At 54.6% G+C, this 19,197-nt stretch carries 18 protein-coding genes; 16 read left to right on the top strand and 2 right to left on the bottom strand.

Annotation, left to right across the window (positions count from 1 at the left end):
• Positions 1-45: 45 nt before the first annotated feature.
• From V5G20_RS20425 to V5G20_RS20400, 6 genes are all read left to right on the top strand, one after another.
• On the top strand, positions 46-291 hold the full coding sequence (locus V5G20_RS20425) for a hypothetical protein (RefSeq protein ID WP_003387871.1): 246 nt from the start codon (positions 46-48) through the stop codon (positions 289-291).
• Positions 288-731: a hypothetical protein gene (locus V5G20_RS20420; RefSeq protein WP_003387870.1), complete on the top strand. Its 444-nt coding sequence runs from the start codon at positions 288-290 to the stop codon at positions 729-731. The genes V5G20_RS20425 and V5G20_RS20420 overlap by 4 nt, the downstream gene beginning before the upstream one ends.
• 25 nt (positions 732-756) lie before the next feature.
• Positions 757-894, top strand: a complete 138-nt coding sequence (locus tag V5G20_RS20415; RefSeq protein WP_311067673.1) for a hypothetical protein — start codon at positions 757-759, stop codon at positions 892-894.
• A gap of 259 nt (positions 895-1,153) precedes the next feature.
• A complete protein-coding gene (helD, locus tag V5G20_RS20410; RefSeq protein ID WP_338461981.1) occupies positions 1,154-3,571 on the top strand; it encodes an RNA polymerase recycling motor HelD in 2,418 nt (805 codons plus the stop codon).
• 41 nt (positions 3,572-3,612) lie between these two features.
• Positions 3,613-6,171, top strand: coding sequence for an ATP-dependent helicase HrpB (gene hrpB, locus V5G20_RS20405; RefSeq protein WP_338461979.1), 2,559 nt, complete (start codon positions 3,613-3,615; stop codon positions 6,169-6,171).
• A gap of 342 nt (positions 6,172-6,513) precedes the next feature.
• Complete coding sequence (locus V5G20_RS20400) at positions 6,514-6,702, top strand: hypothetical protein (protein WP_024984421.1); 189 nt, start codon at positions 6,514-6,516, stop codon at positions 6,700-6,702.
• A 705-nt stretch (positions 6,703-7,407) separates the two neighbouring features.
• Here V5G20_RS20400 and V5G20_RS20395 read toward each other — a convergent pair.
• Positions 7,408-7,767: a hypothetical protein gene (locus V5G20_RS20395; protein ID WP_003387865.1), complete on the bottom strand. Its 360-nt coding sequence runs from the start codon at positions 7,765-7,767 to the stop codon at positions 7,408-7,410.
• A gap of 225 nt (positions 7,768-7,992) precedes the next feature.
• Here V5G20_RS20395 and V5G20_RS20390 point away from each other — a divergent pair, with 225 nt between their 5' ends.
• From V5G20_RS20390 to mscL, 3 genes are read left to right on the top strand one after another with little or no spacing between them, the layout of a single operon-like run.
• Complete coding sequence (locus V5G20_RS20390) at positions 7,993-8,730, top strand: nucleoside hydrolase (RefSeq protein WP_122958109.1); 738 nt, start codon at positions 7,993-7,995, stop codon at positions 8,728-8,730.
• Positions 8,727-9,653, top strand: coding sequence for a nucleoside hydrolase (locus V5G20_RS20385; RefSeq protein WP_003387863.1), 927 nt, complete (start codon positions 8,727-8,729; stop codon positions 9,651-9,653). Before V5G20_RS20390 ends, V5G20_RS20385 begins: the two co-directional genes overlap by 4 nt.
• A 48-nt stretch (positions 9,654-9,701) precedes the next feature.
• Positions 9,702-10,166 carry a large conductance mechanosensitive channel protein MscL gene (gene mscL, locus V5G20_RS20380; RefSeq protein ID WP_003387862.1) on the top strand — a complete coding sequence of 155 codons (465 nt, stop codon included), beginning with the start codon at positions 9,702-9,704 and terminating at the stop codon, positions 10,164-10,166.
• Positions 10,167-10,235: 69 nt separating this feature from the next.
• Here mscL and V5G20_RS20375 read toward each other — a convergent pair whose 3' ends face one another.
• A complete protein-coding gene (locus tag V5G20_RS20375) occupies positions 10,236-11,018 on the bottom strand; it encodes a YheC/YheD family protein (RefSeq protein ID WP_031932292.1) in 783 nt (260 codons plus the stop codon).
• A gap of 212 nt (positions 11,019-11,230) precedes the next feature.
• Between V5G20_RS20375 and V5G20_RS20370 the strand changes: the two genes are divergently transcribed.
• The 7 genes from V5G20_RS20370 (at position 11,231) to V5G20_RS20340 (ending at position 19,188) form a co-directional block, all read left to right on the top strand.
• On the top strand, positions 11,231-12,454 hold the full coding sequence (locus V5G20_RS20370; RefSeq protein ID WP_051925446.1) for an anhydro-N-acetylmuramic acid kinase: 1,224 nt from the start codon (positions 11,231-11,233) through the stop codon (positions 12,452-12,454).
• Between the two features lie 23 nt (positions 12,455-12,477).
• The gene (locus tag V5G20_RS20365) at positions 12,478-14,031 is read left to right on the top strand and encodes an ABC transporter substrate-binding protein (protein ID WP_003387859.1); all 1,554 of its coding nucleotides are present in this window, start codon (positions 12,478-12,480) and stop codon (positions 14,029-14,031) included.
• A 63-nt stretch (positions 14,032-14,094) separates the two neighbouring features.
• On the top strand, positions 14,095-15,036 hold the full coding sequence (locus V5G20_RS20360; RefSeq protein ID WP_003387857.1) for an ABC transporter permease: 942 nt from the start codon (positions 14,095-14,097) through the stop codon (positions 15,034-15,036).
• 15 nt (positions 15,037-15,051) lie between these two features.
• The gene (locus V5G20_RS20355; protein ID WP_003387856.1) at positions 15,052-15,885 is read left to right on the top strand and encodes an ABC transporter permease; all 834 of its coding nucleotides are present in this window, start codon (positions 15,052-15,054) and stop codon (positions 15,883-15,885) included.
• A 13-nt stretch (positions 15,886-15,898) separates the two neighbouring features.
• Positions 15,899-17,236 (top strand): serine hydrolase domain-containing protein, encoded by a 1,338-nt coding sequence (locus V5G20_RS20350; protein ID WP_122958111.1) that lies wholly within the window; start codon positions 15,899-15,901, stop codon positions 17,234-17,236.
• 18 nt (positions 17,237-17,254) lie between these two features.
• A complete protein-coding gene (locus V5G20_RS20345) occupies positions 17,255-18,229 on the top strand; it encodes an ABC transporter ATP-binding protein (RefSeq protein WP_003387854.1) in 975 nt (324 codons plus the stop codon).
• A complete protein-coding gene (locus V5G20_RS20340) occupies positions 18,226-19,188 on the top strand; it encodes an ABC transporter ATP-binding protein (protein ID WP_003387853.1) in 963 nt (320 codons plus the stop codon). Before V5G20_RS20345 ends, V5G20_RS20340 begins: the two co-directional genes overlap by 4 nt.
• The last annotated feature ends 9 nt before the right edge of the window (positions 19,189-19,197 follow it).

Genomic DNA, 19,197 nt, shown 5'->3' with positions numbered 1-19,197 from the left:
GCGATTGACCTGATTCAAAATTAGCAGAATCGCGAGGAGATAAGGATGACGTTAGGCGGCTTCAAAAGCGGATTTCACGCGCAAAAGGTACCGCGCTCCGAGGCAAAATGGGAGCAGTTTTTAATCTGCAACCACGATTGTCCCGACATTATTCAGCTAGTTTCACATGTATCGGGAGAGGTTGAATTCGAGCTTTGCCTGATAGAAGCGGCACGGATGGGGAAGGTGCTGCTGGAGGCTGCGGGCGTTACTTGCGAAAATGCGAGCAGAACAGAGGAGAAGCACACATGAGGCTCATCCGAATGTCGCTCTGGATCGTTTTGGCAGGGTTTTTGGCAATCGTACTGTACCAATGGGTTTTCGGTTTCCAGAATCACATCGAGCTGACAATCCAAAACAAGAGTGGAGGCGTGGTGGAGGGAGCAGAGCTTCGCTTTTTTGACGGGGTGATCAGCGTTCCCAAGCTGGAGCCGGGGACATCCTTTCAAGCTGTCATCGACATCAGAGACAAGACTGGGGAGAGCAGCATTTCTTTTCACTATGCCGGTGAGAGTCAATTGCCTCCGAGCGGCGACAGCTCTACTCCTGCCGGGGAAGACAAAGGGATTACGCTGGCAGGGTACATAGAAGGCGGACAAAACAAGCTGTACAGGGGAAAGATCAAATTGACTCTCCTCCCCGATCGGCAGTCGGAGGTATCTGTAAAAAAACCGCTTCTGTCCATTCTGTAAAGGACCAAAGCATGCAGGAGGGTTCATGATGTGGATGGAGTGGGATCAACTTTTCAATCCCAAAACGTTCGATATGAAAGAGGAGCACTACATGGTAACGGATGGCGGGGAAAATGGTCCGGGATCGCAATCATTTTTGGGACAAAAGAGCGAGACGTGTTGAAAATCATGTATGGATAAGCCCAGCTTGGGGGCAGCTTATATGGGCATAAAAAAACGGAGCCGCACGTTGCGTCTCCGTTTTGGTCGTTTCAAGTAAAAGTGGGAAATTGAAATCATAGCACTCCTGTGTTACAATGAGGAGTGATTGCACTTCGCGATCAGAACAACAAAATATTATCCCAATAATATCTTATCACATGGAATCCCTTTTGTCAAACCCATCTTGGCAAAGAAAAAAGGAGCAGGAAAGGGGAACGCGCATGAGCATGTCGGACCAGAGCAGACACGAAGATCAAGGAAGACTGGAAGATCAGGTCAAAGGGCAGGAGGATCGAAAAGAAGCAGAGGACCGACAGGAAGAACAGAAGCGGGTGGAGCAGGTTGTAGGCGTGATCTCCCGGCGCATTGAATCTCTTGAACAGCATGTAAGCGATGTAAAGGAAGATATTGTCCACATCCGCAAGAACTTTTGGGAGGATGTGACCGTCAACTTCGACGATGCTATCGAAGCAGTCGAGACGTATGCCAGCATCAAGCAGCAGGCTGAGGTTCTCTCCGAGCGGGAGCGGCTGCACCGGCATGCGAGCAATCAGTTGAAAACGCTGGTTCGTTTGCAAAAATCTCCGTACTTTGGCCGCATTGATTTCCGCGAAGACGGGGAGAAGACTGCGGAAAGGATTTACCTCGGGATCGGCTCGCTTCTCGATGAAAATGAAGTGGAGTTTCTCGTGTACGATTGGCGTGCCCCTGTTTCCAGCCTGTACTACGACTATTCCCCAGGCCCGGCGCAATACGAAACGCCAAGCGGTCTGATCAGCGGCACCATGGAGCTGAAGCGGCAATATATCATCCGCGACGGCGTGCTTTGCTCGATGTTCGACACCGGCGTGACGATTGGCGACGAGCTGTTGCAGGAGGTGCTGGGCAAACAGGCCGACGGTCAGATGAAAAGCATCGTCGCCACCATCCAGAAGGAGCAGAACAAAATTATCCGCAACACAAGCAAACGGCTCCTGATCGTCCAGGGAGCAGCCGGAAGCGGGAAGACGTCTGCAGCGCTGCAGCGCGTCGCATATCTGCTCTACCGCTATCGGGGAACGCTCCGGTCCGAGCAGATCGTCCTGTTTTCCCCGAACCCGATGTTTAACAGCTACATTTCTACCGTTCTGCCCGAGCTGGGCGAGGAAAACATGCAGCAGACCACCTTTCAGGAATACGTGGAACACAGACTCGGCGATTGGTTCACGGTAGAAGATCCGTTCTCCCAGATGGAGTACATCTACACGGCAATGAACGAACCCGGATACAACGCCCGTGCGGAGGGAATCCGCTACAAGGCTGGCGGTGAATGGCTCCGGGTGATCGATGCATACGTCGAATCGCTCCGAAATGTAGGAATGTGCTTCCGGGACGTGAAATTCCGCGGGCGTACGCTGATTTCCGCGGACGCGATCAAAGAGCGATTTTACGAGATGGATTCTTCACTGCGCATCCCTAACCGGATGAGGCTGCTGGCGGAATGGCTCTTAAGTGAGCTGAAACGGCTCGGGAAAAAGGAAATAAACCGTGCCTGGGTGGATGAAGCCATTGAGCTATTGGATCGCGATGATTATCAGCGGGTGTACCAAGAGCTGAGAGGCAAGAAACAGTTTTCGGGAGAGACGTTCAACGATTTTGACCGGGAACGGGAGCTGCTCGCAGTGAAGGTCGTGCAGGAGCATTTTGCCCCGCTTCGCAGGGAAGTCAAGCAGCTGCGCTTCATCGATCTTGCGGCGCTGTACCGGCAGTTGGTTGAAGATCCGCAGCTCGTGCAATCTCTCACAGGCTCCCTGGAGCTTCCCGGGCACTGGCCGGAGATTTGCTCGCAGACTATGGCGTGCCTGGATGGCGGGAATCTGTTCTGGGAAGACGCCACTCCCTTTTTATATTTGAAGGAAAGGGTGGAAGGCTTTCAAACGAATACAGCAGTTCGGCATGTGTTCGTCGATGAAGCCCAGGACTACTCCCCGTTCCAGTTTGCCTTTATGAAACGGCTGTTTCCCCATGCCAAATTGACTGTGCTGGGTGATTTGAATCAGGCGATCTATGCCCATTCGACGAGCGGCCAGGATTTTGCCGGGCTTGCGACACTGTACGGCGAGGAACATACCGAGAAAATCATCCTGACCCGGAGCTATCGCTCTACGAGGCCCATCGTCCAGTTTACCAGTGCCATGCTTCGCGGCGACCATGCGATCGAACCGTTTAACCGCGACGGGAAAAAGCCGACACTGACGAGGGTGTCGGATCAGCAGGATTTGGCAGAAAAAGTCGCAGCCCGGATTGGCGAAATGACGGCAGCAGGTCATCGCACTATTGCCGTCATCTGCAAAACGGCTAAGGAGAGCCGGGAAGCGTATGAAGCGCTGCGCGAAAAGGTACCGGTTCGGCTGATTGACAAAGAAACCGTCTCTTTTGAAGAAGGCTTTCACATCATCCCGGCCTACCTCGCCAAAGGGGTAGAATTTGACGGCGTTATCATTTACAATGCTTCCCGGGCGCAATACGGCCGGGAAAGGGAGAGAAAGCTCTTTTACACGGCTTGCACCCGCGCCATGCACGAGCTGCATCTGTATTGTCTGGGTGAAAAGAGTCCGTTTTTGGCTGACGCTCCGGCAGATGCTTATGTTGAAGTGTAAAGAAGAGAGAAGGTTTGTTCGCAATCGGATGAGGTGATGAGATGAAGACACTGCCGATCGACTCGATCATGCCCAGCTTGCTGGAGACATTTCGCTCTCATGCCAGCGCGGTGCTGATCGCTTCACCCGGTGCAGGGAAAACCACGCGTGTGCCGCTGGCGTTTCTCGACGAGCCCTGGCTCGCCGGACGCCGGATTTTGATGCTGGAGCCTCGCCGGCTTGCCGCCCGCATGGCTGCCCGGTACATGGCAGCTTCCCGGGGAGAACGAGTGGGGGAGACAGTGGGGTATCGGGTCAGGATGGATAGCCGCGTAGGCCCGAAAACGCGGATCGAAGTCATTACCGAAGGGATACTGACACGCATGCTGCAGTCTGATCCGGCCTTGGAAGACGTGGGGATGGTCATTTTTGACGAGTATCATGAACGAAGTCTTCAGGCCGATCTGGGCCTAGCCCTTTGCCTTCAGTCCCGTGAGTTGCTGCGGGATGACCTGCGGATATTGGTCATGTCCGCAACGCTGGAGGCAGAGCCTGTGTCCGCCTTGCTGGACGGTGCTCCGATCCTGAGGAGCGAGGGGCGTTCTTTTCCTGTGGAAACCCATTATTTGGATACCCGCTGGGAAGGGCCGCTCGAACAAAAAGTGGTTCATACCATCCAGCATGCGCTAAAGCAGGAAGAAGGGGATATCCTGACGTTCCTGCCGGGAGCAGGAGAGATTCGCAGAGTGGAAGCCAGGCTGAAAGAGCTGGAGCTGGGCGGACAGGAGAACGCAGGCAAGCGTATTCGAATAGAACCGTTGTACGGAAATATGCCCTCGGCGGCACAGGATCGGGCGATTGCGCCGTGCCCGCCTGGTGAGCGGAAAATCGTGCTGGCTACGTCGATTGCGGAGACCAGTCTGACGGTGGAAGGTGTCAGGACGGTCATCGACAGCGGACTGATGCGAGTCCCGCGCTTTTCGCCGCGCACCGGACTGACCAAACTCGAGACCGTACGGGTGGCGAGGGCGTCGGCGGATCAGCGTCGGGGACGTGCGGGCAGGCTTGGACCGGGCACCTGTTACCGCTTGTGGACAAAGGAAGAGGAACGGCAATTGGAAGCGGCACGGACGCCGGAAATCAAGGAGGCGGATCTGACGGCGCTTGCGCTGGAATTGGCAGTCTGGGGCGTAGCCGATCCGTCTGAGCTCTCGTGGCTGGATATTCCTCCCGCTGCGGCATTCAGGCAGGCCCGCCAGCTTCTTGCCAGATTGGGGGCACTCGATGAGTCGGGGGCGGTGACCCCGCACGGCAAAAGAATGGTGGAAACGGGATTGCCTCCAAGACTGGCCCATATGATCCTCGTCGCAATCCCGCTTGGTCTGGGCGGGCTGGCTTGCGAGCTGGCCGCTTTGCTCGGCGAGCGGGATGTGCTTCGTGGCTTGCGGGCAGGCGAGGATGTCGATATCCGGACACGGGTTGAAGCGCTGCGTTTTGTTCAGGATGCAGGGTCAGATCAGGTGGAGGAATATGCGGGAATATCGCTCAATCGCTCGCTCTGCCGAAGCGTATGGGCCGAAGCGGAGCATTGGAAACATTCGTTTGGCATACAGCAGGAGGCTTCAGACACGGCAGCGTGCGGACTGCTGCTTGCGTATGCCTTTCCGGACCGGATCGCCCAGCGCAGGGAAAATGGCCGTTTTCTGCTGCAAAACGGGAGAGGTGCGGTTTTTACGAAAATACAGTCTCTCGCGAACGCCCCTTATCTGGTGGCAGCCGAATTGGATGACCAGGGAAGTGAAAGCACGATTTACTTGGCAGCGCCGATTGACGCGGAGCAGCTGGAAAAGTATTTTGCTGACCAGATGGAAAACGAGGCCCTCGTCTATTGGGAGGCAGGCCAGCAAAGCGTGAGGGCGCGAGTCCGCAAGCGCCTGGGAGCCATTGTGATTCAGGAAGCCCCTTTGCTAGAGCCCGACCCGGAAGATATATTGCATGCGCTTCTCTCCGGTATCTCATCGGAAGGATTGGAGCTGTTGCCCTGGACGAAACAAGCCCGGCAGTTGCAACAGCGTCTGCAATTCATGCACCGGCAGGAACAGGGGCAAAGTCAAGGGCAAGGAAAGTGGCCGGATGTATCGGACGAGGCGCTAAGGGAAACGCTTCCCGACTGGCTGGGCCCCCATTTGCACGGGATGAAAAAAGGTGCGGATCTGCAGCGCCTCTCCCTCGCAGATATCCTGCTTGGAATGATCTCGTGGGAGCAGAGAAGAGAGCTCGACAAAGAAGCGCCTACGCATATCGGCGTGCCCAGCGGCTCACGGATTCCGGTTGATTACAGCGACCCGGATGCGCCGGTCCTCTCTGTCCGGCTGCAGGAAATGTTCGGGTTGATGCAAACCCCTCGCATCTGCTACGGGCGTGTTCCGCTGACGCTGCACCTCCTGTCTCCGGCACATCGGCCGGTCCAGGTGACCAGAGACTTGGCAAGCTTTTGGCAGAATGCCTATTTTGATGTGAAAAAAGATTTAAAAGGGCGCTACCCCAAGCATTACTGGCCGGACGATCCCCTGGAAGCGATGCCGACGAGCAAGGTGCGGCCAAAACCGTCCGCGAAATGAACATTTGCCAGAGGCTGTTCTCCAAGCGTCAACAATTGCTTGGGGAACAGCCTCTTTTATGCGCTGTCTTTCACCCCCTGAAAGGGTATCCAGCAGCCGCCTGAGCGTTATGTAGTCCCGTCCGGCATCGCCAAGACGTTAAAGTACCGATTGAATCTTGGAATGCAGTCGGACAGTCCAACTCACCCGCAAGTGTCCCACCGAACCGCCTGCGTTTTTCTCCTTGTTCATCTTTTCCCCTAAAGCTCGAACCAAGGGTCATTTCAAATAAATCTTTCAGCCAATTTTTGGACATGCTATGTTCATGAGATGAGCACTATCAAGATGAGGTGTTTGACAGGAATGGCAAAAAATATTTCCTTCCATGCGACCTGGAGCGAGGCGTACCGGATGGCCCAATCGCTGCGAAACAGCAAGCTGCGGTATTCGGTCAGACAGACTCCCGGAAAAAGCAATCTGGCTTTCTTCTTTCCCGAGGTGAGTATCAGCCAGTACGTCTACCTCTGCATTTTATTTGGCACTCACCGGTAAGCAAACAAGCATTCAAAAGAGAGGGCTGTCCAGCGTTAACAAGGACTTTATGACGCATGGCACCCTCTATTTTCATCGTACAGACATTAAGCGGAGCATGGCAAAAGCCAGATGCGATGGAAGCTCCCTGCCTGGCAGAAATGCCGGCGACTCACGGAGAGAATGCCGAGAGCCTTTCTTAGCTTAAAAAATATGGTGAATGGCGAATTTTGTTTGCAGCACCGCTATAAAAATAGCATCTCAAGCAGGTAATGGATTACAAATGATTAAGAAAATCAGAGGAAGCGGATTTGGTTCAGCATGCGTGAATACTGTGATTCTGCAAGGTGAATGGCTCCTTTGTTTGCTGAACTTTTTTCCTAACACTTCGCACATTTGCCATTTTCTATCGTAAATTCAAAAGACGACACTTTTCGATATTCAAATTACATAGTACAATCTGTATAAGCGAACTTGGGGAGTTCGTAACTTTGCAGCAGCGGCTCGAAACTGTGCAGGAGAGCCGCTCTATTTTTTTACGCTTTCACTGGATGATCTAGGTGATATTTCCTATAAATTCGCATAGCATAATCAGGAATAAAGAACTATAATGAAGCTATGTTATTCACGTGAATAATTCAGTACTACCCTCAATTGCCTGGCGAAAGCCAGGATTTTTTCGTTTATACAAGGTTGAGATAAAAAAATCTCCCACTGTCTCGGATGCTACTCCGGTAACGGGGAGGCTGTGTCGATTGGAGGCAGCGCGGGAAAAAAGCGTCCGGCGATCAATGCCTCAATCAATTCGTCGGTAGAGAGAGAAATCGTCAGGCCGGGGTCAGGAATATCTACGCGGAACAAGCCTGTCTCATGTATAAAATGGAGCGAGCCAGTCGGCGAAATCGAATAGAGCAAAAGATTCTGGCTGGATTTTCTGGATATTTTGACAAATTCTCTCAAAATTGAATAGAGTTCGCCCCAGACCGGCAGGTAGGGCTTCTTTTTATGCCGGAGCAATATTTCGACAAGCTGCTGCTGCAAGCAAACGAGCAATTCTTGTTGTGGGCTGGCTATTTTCAGGGACATGTAGAGGGCAAACTCCTTTTTTTGAAACTATGGATTAGTGTAAAAGATTGATTGTCAAGTTGCAAGCGTGGAAGAGCAGTCGGCCTGCGAGCGCTTCGATTCCGTGCATGCCTCGCGCTTCTTCGGCTTAGTGCATACTTCTGGCAGCAATGAGTGATGGCATTCAATTGACGGTTTTTTCAGATTCGATTAGGATTAGGAGCGAGTAGAAATCGAGGTGAAAGCATGCACACAAAGAAAAAGATGCTGCTGGTGACGGGAGAGGGAACAGACCATATTCCGGCGCTGCGGCTCGCTTTAGGTTCACCTGACATAGAGCTGACGGGCATCGTCTTTGGCGGGCCCAGTCAAACAGAGGCGATGAATCAGACAAGACAAGTGCTGGAGTCGGCAGGACAGAGCGGCCTGTTGCTGGCGCAAGCGGACCAAGGGGCGGAACTGATTGTCCGGCAGGCAGACCTGCATAGAGGAGAGCTGATCCTGGTCACACTCGGTCCCCTGACAGAATTGGCCAAGGCCCTCCATATGGACAAGGAACTGGCGAAAAAGTTTGCGGCCGTTATTGTAAAGGGAGGCGCAATCCGCGTACCGGGAAATGTCACCCCGATTGCCGAAGCGAACATGCATGCCGATCCGGAGGCAGCCGCGCTCGTCCTGGCTTCCAAGCTGCCGCTCCTCCTCGTTCCGCTCGATGCGACCTATGCGCTACATATGCGGATGGATGGGGGAAACAGTCTGGATGCATGTGCGGCAATGATGGCAGCGATCCATCCGGAAATAGCAGAGAGGCAGACACTGAAGATCTCCGTCGACTGCCAGAGCACGCTTTCCCGCGGCGCCCTGATAGCAGATCTCCGGGCGATTCCGCGTGTCGGGATTGACACGGAGGTGTGCCTCGATATTCAGACGGAGCCAGTCGTCAAACGTGCTATGGAAGTCATGGGGACGGGGGACAAGCAATGAAAAAAATAATACTTGATGTAGATACAGGAATCGACGACGCTCTCGCCATTTCCTACGCCGTTCATTCACCGGCGCTGGAGGTTTTGGGAATCACCACGACCTTTGGAAACATTACGGTGGAGGAAGCGACGCGAAATACCGTGCAAATCCTGGAGCTTTTGGGATACAGCCAGATACCGGTCTATGCGGGAGCCAAGCGGCCGCTGTTCCGCGAGCTGAAGGAAAAAGCCAAGCTGTTTCACGGAGAAAACGGCTTGGGTAACATCGAGCTTCCGCCGCCGCAAACGCCTGTACAGAAGCAAGAGGCATCGGCATTCATGATCGAACAGGCGAGGAGACACCCTGGCAAGCTGACGATCGTTACCGTGGGCAGCATGACAAACCTCGCCAAGGCGATCAGGGACGAGCCGGAAATGACTGCGCTGGTGGAGCGGGTCGTCGTGATGGGCGGAGCCGTGACAGTGCCGGGTAATCGGACGCCGGTGGCGGAGGCAAATATTTGTGCGGACCCGGAGGCGGCAGAGCTGGTCTTTCAGTCCGGCATTCCGGTGACGATGGTCGGCCTCGATGTGACGATGCAGACGCTTTTGACCAGGGAGCATCTGGCCTTGTGGCGCGAAAAGGGGACGGATGTTTCCCGCTTGTTTGCCGACATGTGCGAATTTTACATGAATGCCTACGCGCAGGTAGGGAATGTCCGGGGATGCGGGCTTCACGACCCGCTGGCTGTCGGGGTCGTCATTGATCCGACCTTTGTGACTGCCGTTCCGATGCATGTCTCAGTGGATACATCCGGCGGACTGTCGGATGCGCGAACCATTGGCGACAGGCGGAAGCATCCGGCTGCCGCCGCCAATGTCGACGTTTGCCTGGAAGTTGACCATGAGCGGTTCGTCGAACACTTTTTGCAAAATGTTTTCTGATAGAAGATAAGTACACTGCGTGTGAATGCACATGGAAAGGTGAGGCCGATGCTGAAAGAGTTTAAAGAGTTTGCTTTAAAGGGGAACGTCGTTGATCTGGCAGTCGGGGTTGTGATCGGAGCTGCTTTTGGCAAGATCGTAACATCCTTGGTTAACGACATCATCATGCCGGCAGTAGGTTTGCTGCTTGGCAAAGTGGATTTTTCCAACTTGTTCATCAGTTTGGACAGCAGAGACTTTGCGACTCTGAAAGAAGCCAAAGATGCGGGGGTTGCCACGATCAATTACGGCTTGTTTCTCAATACCGTCATCGACTTTCTGATTATCGCGTTCTCCATCTTTATTGTCGTGAAGCAGGTGAATCGTTTCCGCAAAAAGAACGAACCGGAAAAACCGCCTGTGACTACGAAAGAATGCCCGTTCTGCATCTCTTCCATTCCGATCAAGGCGACCCGGTGCCCGCAGTGCACATCGCCTTTGACCGAAATCGAGGCAAAAGCGGCGCAAGGATAACGGTAGATAAACGATGAGAAAGCAAGACGGGCCAATAGCGCTATCGTCATTGCCGAGCTGGTCTCTCTTTTATCGAGAGGCCGGCTTTCTTTTTTTCAGGCGTGCACGTCTGGCCAAATACTGAGAGCGCAAACGCTTGATCAAACGGTAATACGTCTTGTCAGGCAGCTTCGCAAACAGGCCGTGAGAAGGAAAATCGAAATTCACTTCGATAATGGAGAGCCCGCCTTTTTTGTCTACTGCCCAATCAATCCCTATTTGAGACGAATGCTTGTATTTGTTAAAGTGGGAGCATACATGGTGACTCAATCGGATAAGCTCGCGTGTGACAGTGTTCACCTGCTCGCTTTTTACCGCCTGGGATTGTCGCAGTGCTTTGGGCACCGTGGTGACATAGCCGCCGCCCCGGGCGACATTGGTAATGACACTGTCAGGGCCGGCGACCTTTGCCAGCATGCCGGCGTATTGCCACTTCCCTGCCCCATTGCGCAGCATCATTACCCGGATGTCAAACGGCCGTCCATTTACCTCGGCCAGCGGAATCCCCTTTTGAATAATGTGCTTTCTATTGCCCACGCTCTGATTGACGATTGGTTTCAGTTCCCCCAGTGTCGAGGCGGTGACGGTCTGTCCGCGCTCCTTGACCCATGCATATCCGCTGTCGGTTTTCCATACCTTCATAATGCCTTTTCCCATATGTGTTGAACTCGGTTTGATGTAGACCGTATCGTACTTCTGAAGAAAGGAATCAAGCAGCGCCGGTTGGTACAAAGCCGTAGCAGGCAGATAGCCTCGAATGACCGGATGCCTGTCAAAAAATTTGTGCAGGCTCCACTTTGAAGAAGGAATCAAGCGTATGCCCTCCATTCATAGACAGTTCTCTTGATAGGATATACAGCAAGACCGGAAACTCCACTCTTTTTCTTGAAATATTATTTACTCTATTTCAATTGACCGTGGTAATTTTATTTCATATAATGAAAGCGATAACAGGATTGACTATTCCAAACATTCGTTAGAGAGGCAATTTCGTAAAGATAAGCAGGGTGAGAGTAGGTGAGATCATGAATCAAACTCCCAGGCTGCAAGACTATCGGAGCAGGAAGAAGCATGCGTTGATCGGATTGATGTCAGGGACTTCGCTGGATGGAGTCGATGCGGCGCTCGTGGAGATTCTGACGGACGACCGGGAAGAAATCGAGAGTGTGCGTCTGCAGAAATTTCATTATTTGCCGTATTCCGACGAGCTTCGCGAATGGGTAAAGAGCTTGTGCAGCGTTGATACAGCCCGTCTGGACAAATTGACGGCGGTACACTACGGACTTGCGGAATGGTACGCCCATGCTGTTCGCGAGCTTCTGAAAAAGGCGGATCTTTCCCCGGAGGCGATTGATGCAGTCTGCGTCCATGGGCAAACCGTCTGGCATATCGACAGGCCTGTGCCCTTTCCCGGGCCGGAGGGGATGACAAATGTCCGCGCTTCCCTGCAGATCGGCGAGCTGTCGACCTTGGCAGAGCGTACCGGAATCCCTGTAGTGGGGAATTTTCGGGCGAGGGATCTGGCAGCCGGAGGGGTGGGCGCTCCGCTCGTCCCCTATGCCGATTATGTGCTCTTCCGCCATTCGGAAAAAGGCCGCTTGCTGCAAAATATCGGGGGGATTGCCAATGTGACGGTACTTCCTGCCGGAGCGGCTATTCAGGAAGTGACAGCTTTTGATACCGGTCCGGGGAACATGGTGATCGACGAGATCATCCAGCTCCTGACGGACGGAAAACTTCGCTATGACGAGAGCGGAGCGATGGCGGCAGGCGGAACAGTGTCTTCCGAGCTGCTCTCGGGCTTGTTGTCTGACCCCTATTACCGGCTCGCACCGCCCAAAAGCACCGGGCGGGAAGTGTACGGCAAAGCATTTGCTGCCCGGTTGTGCAGTGATGCAAGGGCGCTCGGCCTCTCCGCAGAGGATATCGCAGCTACCGCAACGGCGCTCACGGCAGCTTCTATCGCGGATGCGTACCGCCATTTTGTGTTTCCCCATGCCCGTGTTCACGAGGTGATCGTGTCTGGAGGAGGAGCGCATAACAAGACGCTGCTTCGCATGCTCCGGGACGAACTGCCCGATGGTATCGCGCTGACGACAGCGCAGGCGTACGGGGTGCCGGACGATGCCAAGGAAGCAATCGCCTTCGCTGTATTGGGACATGAAACCTTGATGGGCCGCCCGAGCAATGTACCGTCGGTAACCGGCGCGAAACGGGCAGTCCCATTAGGCAATATCTGTTTGTATTAACCGAAACTCAGGGGGTAAAAAACGTGAAAAAGAGAGTGTTGGCAAGTTTTTTCCTTTCGCTGTCCCTTATGCTTTCAGCCTGTTCGGGAGGCGGGAGCGCACCTGCAGGCGATTCCAAGCCGCGGTCCGAGGGAGCATCCCAGACTGAAGGAAAATCGGAATTGATCGTCGCGGTCGATCAGGAGCCGGTCGGGTACGATCCGCACAAGGTGCCTGCGGCCTCCAGTGCACGCGTTTACTCATTGGTTTATGACAGCCTGACCAAGCTGGACGCCAATCTCGATCTCGTCCCGGGGCTGGCGGAATCATGGGAAACGGCTCCCGACGGAAAGAGCATTACCTTCCATCTGAGAAAGGGTGTCAAGTTCCACAACGGACAAGAGATGACCGCGGAGGACGTAAAGTACACCTTTGAGCGCATTTTGAATCCGGACACCGGTTCGATCGCCAAATCGTACTTCGCCAGTGTCGATACGATCGAGGTGCCGGACCCTGCAACAGTCGTCTTCAAGCTGAAAACCCCTGATGCGGCTTTCCTGACCAATGCGTCCGCGTCCTCGGCTTCCATCGTTCCGAAGGGATCGACTGATCTGACGAAGGAAGCCAATGGCACCGGACCGTTCATCCTGGAAAAAAGCGAGCCTGGACAGTATGTCCTGCTGAAGAAAAACCCGGACTACTTTAACAAGGAATTGCCAAAGGTAGACGCGATCAAGTTTCAGATCATGAAGGATGAGGCAGAGCGCATGGCTGCCATTCGCGCCGGCAAAATCGACATCAGCGCTGTATCGGCGGATTCGGCGAAGCTTCTCGAGGGCAAGCCGGGCATCCAGATCAAGAGCTACCAGTCTCTGGAGTACAGCTATCTCGGTATCAACGTGAAGAAAAAGCCTTTTGACGATCCGCGTGTCCGTCAGGCCATCAGTTATGCCGTAGACCGCAATCAAATCGTGCAAACCGTATGGAAGGGCGAGGCATCCGTGACCGGGCCGATCGCACCGGCACTGACCAGCTGGGCGCTTGATCCGTCCAGCTATCCAAGCTACACGCCGAATGTGGAAAAGGCAAAGCGGCTGCTTGCAGAAGCGGGGTATCCAAACGGCTTTGACACGGTCATTGAAACAGCTTCTACTTACCCGGACATGGTTGAGTCGGCGCAAATCATTCAGCAGCACTTAAAAGCGATTGGCATCAACGCGAAAATCAACCAACTGGAGTGGGGCAACTACATCGACACCTGGAAATCCAAAGATATGAACATGATGGTCGGCCGCAATACATCCGGCGTGGACTCCGACCGTTCGATGCGCTACTTCTTCTCGACTACAGGATCGGCGAACGTCTGGAATTACTCCAACCCGAAATACGATGAGCTCGTTCAAAAGGCGCTGGAGACGGTCGATGTGCAAGAACGCAAGAAATTGTATGACGAAGCGCAAAAGCTGCTGGTAGAAGACGCACCAAACCTGTTCCTGGCTTCTCCGAAAAACTTTTACGCGGTCCGCGACAACGTCGATTTTTCGCCGACGGCAGCGGGCGAATCCACCGCGTTGGTGAGAGCATCGGTGAAGAAGTAAGTGAGATAGGGAGGGAGTCGGGGAGACGATCTCCCCGATTTCTTCTTTTGTGGAGGGGTATCTATGGGAAGTTACCTGATCAAACGAATCATTAGCTTGATTCCCATCCTTGTCGGCATTTCGATCCTCGTTTTTACGATCCTCCATCTCGTTCCGGGCGATCCGGCGTCGATCATGCTCGGGACGGAAGCGACCCCGGAGGCAGTCGCCGTCCTGCGAGCGGAGATGGGGCTGGATAAACCGCTCATAAGCCAGTACCTGCACTGGGCCGGCGGACTTTTGCAAGGGGATTTCGGTGTTTCAGTGCACACCGGCGAAGAAATTTTGCCGCAGATTCTCAAGCGGTTCTTGATTACGCTGCAATTGACGATTATGGCGGTTGTGATCGGCTGGACCCTGGCCATTCCGTTCGGCATCCTGTCGGCGATTCGCTCTCACTCCAAAACGGACAAGGTGATTCGCATTTTGACCTTGCTCGGGATTTCGGTTCCCAACTTTGCCATCGGTACGCTTTTGCTGCTCGGCCTGTCGCTGTATTTCAACTGGTTTCCGCCGATCGATGTGGTCCACTTTTGGGATGATCCGGCAGAGGCATTCAAAGTGTTTATCCTCCCGGCGGTTACGATGGGAATCGTCGTCGCTGCCGGCGTGATGCGGATGACCCGTTCCGCCTTTATGGAAACGATGGACAAAGATTTCATCCGCACCGCTCGTGCCAAAGGAAACAGTCAATGGACCGTGGTAATGGGGCATGCGCTGCGAAATTCCTCCATCCCTATCGTTACGATTGCCGGTATGCAGATCGGCTACCTATTGGGCGGGTCGGTCATTGTCGAACAACTGTTTTCCATACCGGGACTGGGGCAGTATGTCCTGGATGGCATTTACCAGCGGGATTATCCTGTCGTACAGGGAGGCGTCCTGTTCGTCGCTTTGGTGTTCGTCTTGGTTAATCTGATCATCGACCTGATTTACACCTGGATTGATCCGCGAATCAAGTATTGACAAGGGGAATGCGACATGCGCACATTTCGAAGACGCTTTTTTGAGAACAAAACAGCAGTCGTCTGTCTGATCGTCCTGCTGCTGCTCGCTCTGGCCGCTGCCTTCGCTCCCGTATTGTCTCCATACGATCCGACGCAGATGTTTCAGGATCATCGCATGGAGGGCAGCTCCGGCGAATTTATTCTCGGCACGGATCAATTCGGCAGAGACATTATGAGCCGGATCATCTACGGAGCCAGAGTCTCGCTGATGGTGGGAATTTCCTCGGTGCTTGTCAGCGTCGCTTTTGGCACGCTGTTTGGATTGATCGCCGGTTACTTTGGCCGCTGGATTGACGGATTGGTGATGCGTGTAATGGACGTGCTGTTTGCTTTTCCGGAAATTTTGCTTGCTTTGGCGATCGTGGCCGCGCTTGGGCCAGGGGCCTTCAATACCATTTTGGCGATCGGAATTGTCAATATTCCGATCTTTACGCGAACGGTCCGGGGAGCAGTCCTATCGATCAAAAATCAGGAGTACGTGGAAAGCGCAAGGGCTATCGGCGCCAGTACGCCGCGCATTTTGTTTCTGGAAATTTTCCCGAATGTAACGGCACCGCTGCTGGTCCAGGCATCCCTCGCTATCTCGGGTGCGATTTTGACAGAATCGGCGCTCAGCTTTCTCGGTCTCGGCATTCAGCCGCCAGACCCTTCGTGGGGCGGAATGATCTCGGAAGCGCGCCGCTATATGGAGCTGGCGCCGGGAATGATCATCTGGCCGTGCGTGGCAATGACGATCACCATCCTTTCCTGCAATATGTTTGGGGACGCTGTGCGCGATATTCTCGACCCGCGCCACCGCGGCAAGTAACGGAGGGACGAAGATGAGTCACGATCAGCTCGAATCTGCCTTGCGAGAGCGTTTGAAACAAAATCTGGAATCGGGCATCAGCCAAGGGATTTTCCCGGGGGGAATAGCCACTCTTGCCAGAGACGGTCTTCCTGCCATAACCGTAGCGGTCGGGAAGACAGAGGGTGCACAGGACGAGCAGGAGCAGGCATTCGGCTCGGTAGAAGAGCCGAACATGACAAGCCCTGCTAGCTCTGCAAGCCCCGCAGATTCATCCAAGCACGGAGACGCGAAAAAAGACGGCATCGAGGTCGATGCCAACACCATGTATGACATGGCTTCGCTGACGAAGGTGATGGTTGCGCTGCCGCTCGTTCTTCTCAGCGTACAGGAAGGCAGGCTGTCGCTGACAGATTCCGTCACCCGCCATCTCCCGGAGCTGGAAGAGGGGACGGATGCAACAGCGAAGCGCAAGATCACGCTGCTGCATCTATTGACCCATACTTCCGGCCTCCCCGCTTGGCGCCCCTTTTTCCTCTATGCCCGCGGCGTCAAGGAGTACCTGCGGCTGATCGCGGCTGAGGCGATGACGGGGACGCCCGGCAAACAGGTCGTCTACAGCGATCTTGGCTTCATGCTGCTTGGCTTTATCCTGGAGCGGGCATGGGATGAGCCGCTAGATCAATTGGCCCAGCGGCTTATCTTTCAACCGAGCGGGATGACCCGTACCTGCTATCTGCCCTTGCAGCATGACGGCCTGGATGTGAGCGCAATCGCACCGACGGAGAACGGCAATGCATATGAGCAGGACATGGCAAGGCAGCAGTTGATCCAGGAGGAAGCGCTCGGACTGCCGTCCGCCCGTGAGCTGTCGGAGCGTCTGGCTTGCTTTGACTGGCGGAGAGGAATCATCCGGGGATCGGTGCATGACTGCAACGCATATCACGGCCTCGACGGCGTCAGCGGCCACGCCGGGCTGTTTTCCACCAGCGCGGATACGGAACGGTACATGCGCATCTGGACTTCAAACGAGTCGCCCGTGCGGATCGATCCCGTCCTGCGAGCCACGGCAGTCCGCTCCCATACGGGTGAGCTTGCACCGATGAGAGCGCTGGGGTGGGAAGCATCCGCGACGGGGGGCACGCTGGAGCAGATGGCTGCAGGCTGCACAGGCGGCGATGTCCTCTCCAGCCAAGCCTTTGGCCACACGGGATTTACCGGAACATCGATCTGGCGTGATCCGGCCAGAGGCGCGACGCTGATCATCCTGACAAACCGGGTCCATCCGACTGTCAGCAGCCTGATCGGTCCGTGGAGGCGCTCTGTCTGCAATCAGCTGTTTTCCCTAATCGGGACGGCAGGCTCATCCTGAGCAAAAGGAGGAAGAACAATGGCTGCCATGCTACACATCGATCAATTACGTACATCCTTTGCCCAATCGGGTAAGAGCCTGACGATCATCGACGGTGTCAGTCTGACTGTCCAAGCCGGAGAAACCGTGGGAATCGTCGGGGAATCCGGCTGCGGAAAAAGCGTCACCAGTCTGTCGATCATGCGCCTTTTGGGCAAAAATGCAGAAATGACCGGAAGCATACGCTTTGAAGGGAAGGAGCTTTTGACGCTGTCAGAAAAGGAAATGCAAAAGATCCGCGGCAACGAGATCGCGATGATCTTCCAGGAGCCGATGACGTCGCTCAATCCGCTCCAGACGATCGGAAAACAGATCGGCGAGCCGCTCCGGCGCCATCTCGGACTCTCCAAGCAAGCAGCAAAGGAGAGAGCGGTCCAGTTGCTCAGGGAAGTCGGGATTCCCCGCGCGGAAGAGATCGTCGGCGAGTACCCGCACCAGTTGTCCGGAGGGATGCGGCAGCGGGTGATGATTGCGATGGCGATGGCTTGCTCGCCCAAGCTGTTGATCGCCGATGAACCGACGACAGCGCTCGATGTAACCATCCAGGCGCAAATCCTTGAGCTGATGAAAAAGGTGAGGGCGGAAAACCATACTTCGATTGTGTTGATTACCCACGACCTGGGCGTCGTAGCCGAGATGTGCCATCGGGTCATCGTCATGTACGCCGGACAAATCGTGGAGGAAGCGGAAGTTACGAAGCTGTTCGAGGAGCCGAAGCACCCCTATACAAAAGGGCTGTTGAATTCCATGCCGAGCGTCAGTGTGGATGCGGAGCGGCTGGAGGCGATTCCGGGCTCGGTGCCGCTGCTGCACGAGATGCCGGCGGGCTGCCGTTTCGCTCCGCGCTGTTCCCACGTGATGGACATTTGCCGGGAACAAAACCCGCAGCTTCTTCCTGTCGAGGGCGGTCAAAAGTGCCGATGCTGGCTGTATCAGGAGGGGGATGAGCGATGACGAAGCCGCTCTTGGAAATCAAATCGCTGACGAAGCATTTTGTCAGCAAAAAAGGCTTTTTCGGACAAGAAAAAGTGGTCCGCGCGGTCGACGGCGTTGACTTGACGATCTATCCCGGCGAGACGGTCAGTATTGTCGGAGAGTCGGGATGCGGCAAATCAACGACCGGACGATGCATACTCCGGCTGATCGAACCGACCGCGGGGGAGGTTTTTTTCGAGGGACGGGATATTTGCAAGCTGAGCCCGGCTGACCTCAGAGGGGTGCGCCGCGATATGCAGCTGGTGTTCCAGGACCCGTTTGCCTCGCTCAACCCGCGCAAGACAGTCGGGCGGATTTTGGAAGACCCGCTGATCGTCCACGGAATCGGAACGGCCCAGGAGCGGCAAAAACGGGTAGAAGAAATCATCGAGATCGTCGGCTTGTCCAAGCAGCATCTCAGCCGCTTCCCGCATGAATTTTCCGGCGGGCAAAGGCAGCGGATCGGGATTGCCCGGGCTTTGATCCTGCGGCCAAAACTGATTGTCGCCGACGAGCCGGTATCCGCTCTCGACGTGTCCATTCAGGCGCAAATCCTCAATCTGATGCAGGATTTGCAAAAGGAATTTCAGTTGACCTATTTGTTTATTTCCCACGATTTGAGCGTTGTTCGGCATATATCGGACCGTGTGGCGGTCATGTATTTGGGCAGAGTGGTGGAAGTGGCTGACAAGGAGTCCTTGTACCGGAATCCTACTCACCCGTATACCCAGGCACTGCTGTCCGCTGTGCCGGTTCCCGATCCGAAAAGGGAGCTGCAGCGCATCATCCTGGAGGGAGACTTGCCCAGTCCGTCCAATCCGCCAGCCGGATGCACGTTTCACCCGCGCTGCCGATCCTGCATGGATGTGTGCAGAAGCGAAATCCCGCTGCTCAGACAAAAGGAAGAAGGGCATTGGGTCTCATGCCATCTGGAGTAAAAGACGCAA

The organism is Brevibacillus borstelensis (assembly GCF_036700025.1).
In the GTDB taxonomy this organism is placed as follows: domain Bacteria; phylum Bacillota; class Bacilli; order Brevibacillales; family Brevibacillaceae; genus Brevibacillus; species Brevibacillus borstelensis.
This window is presented reverse-complemented; position numbering and strand designations above follow the sequence as displayed.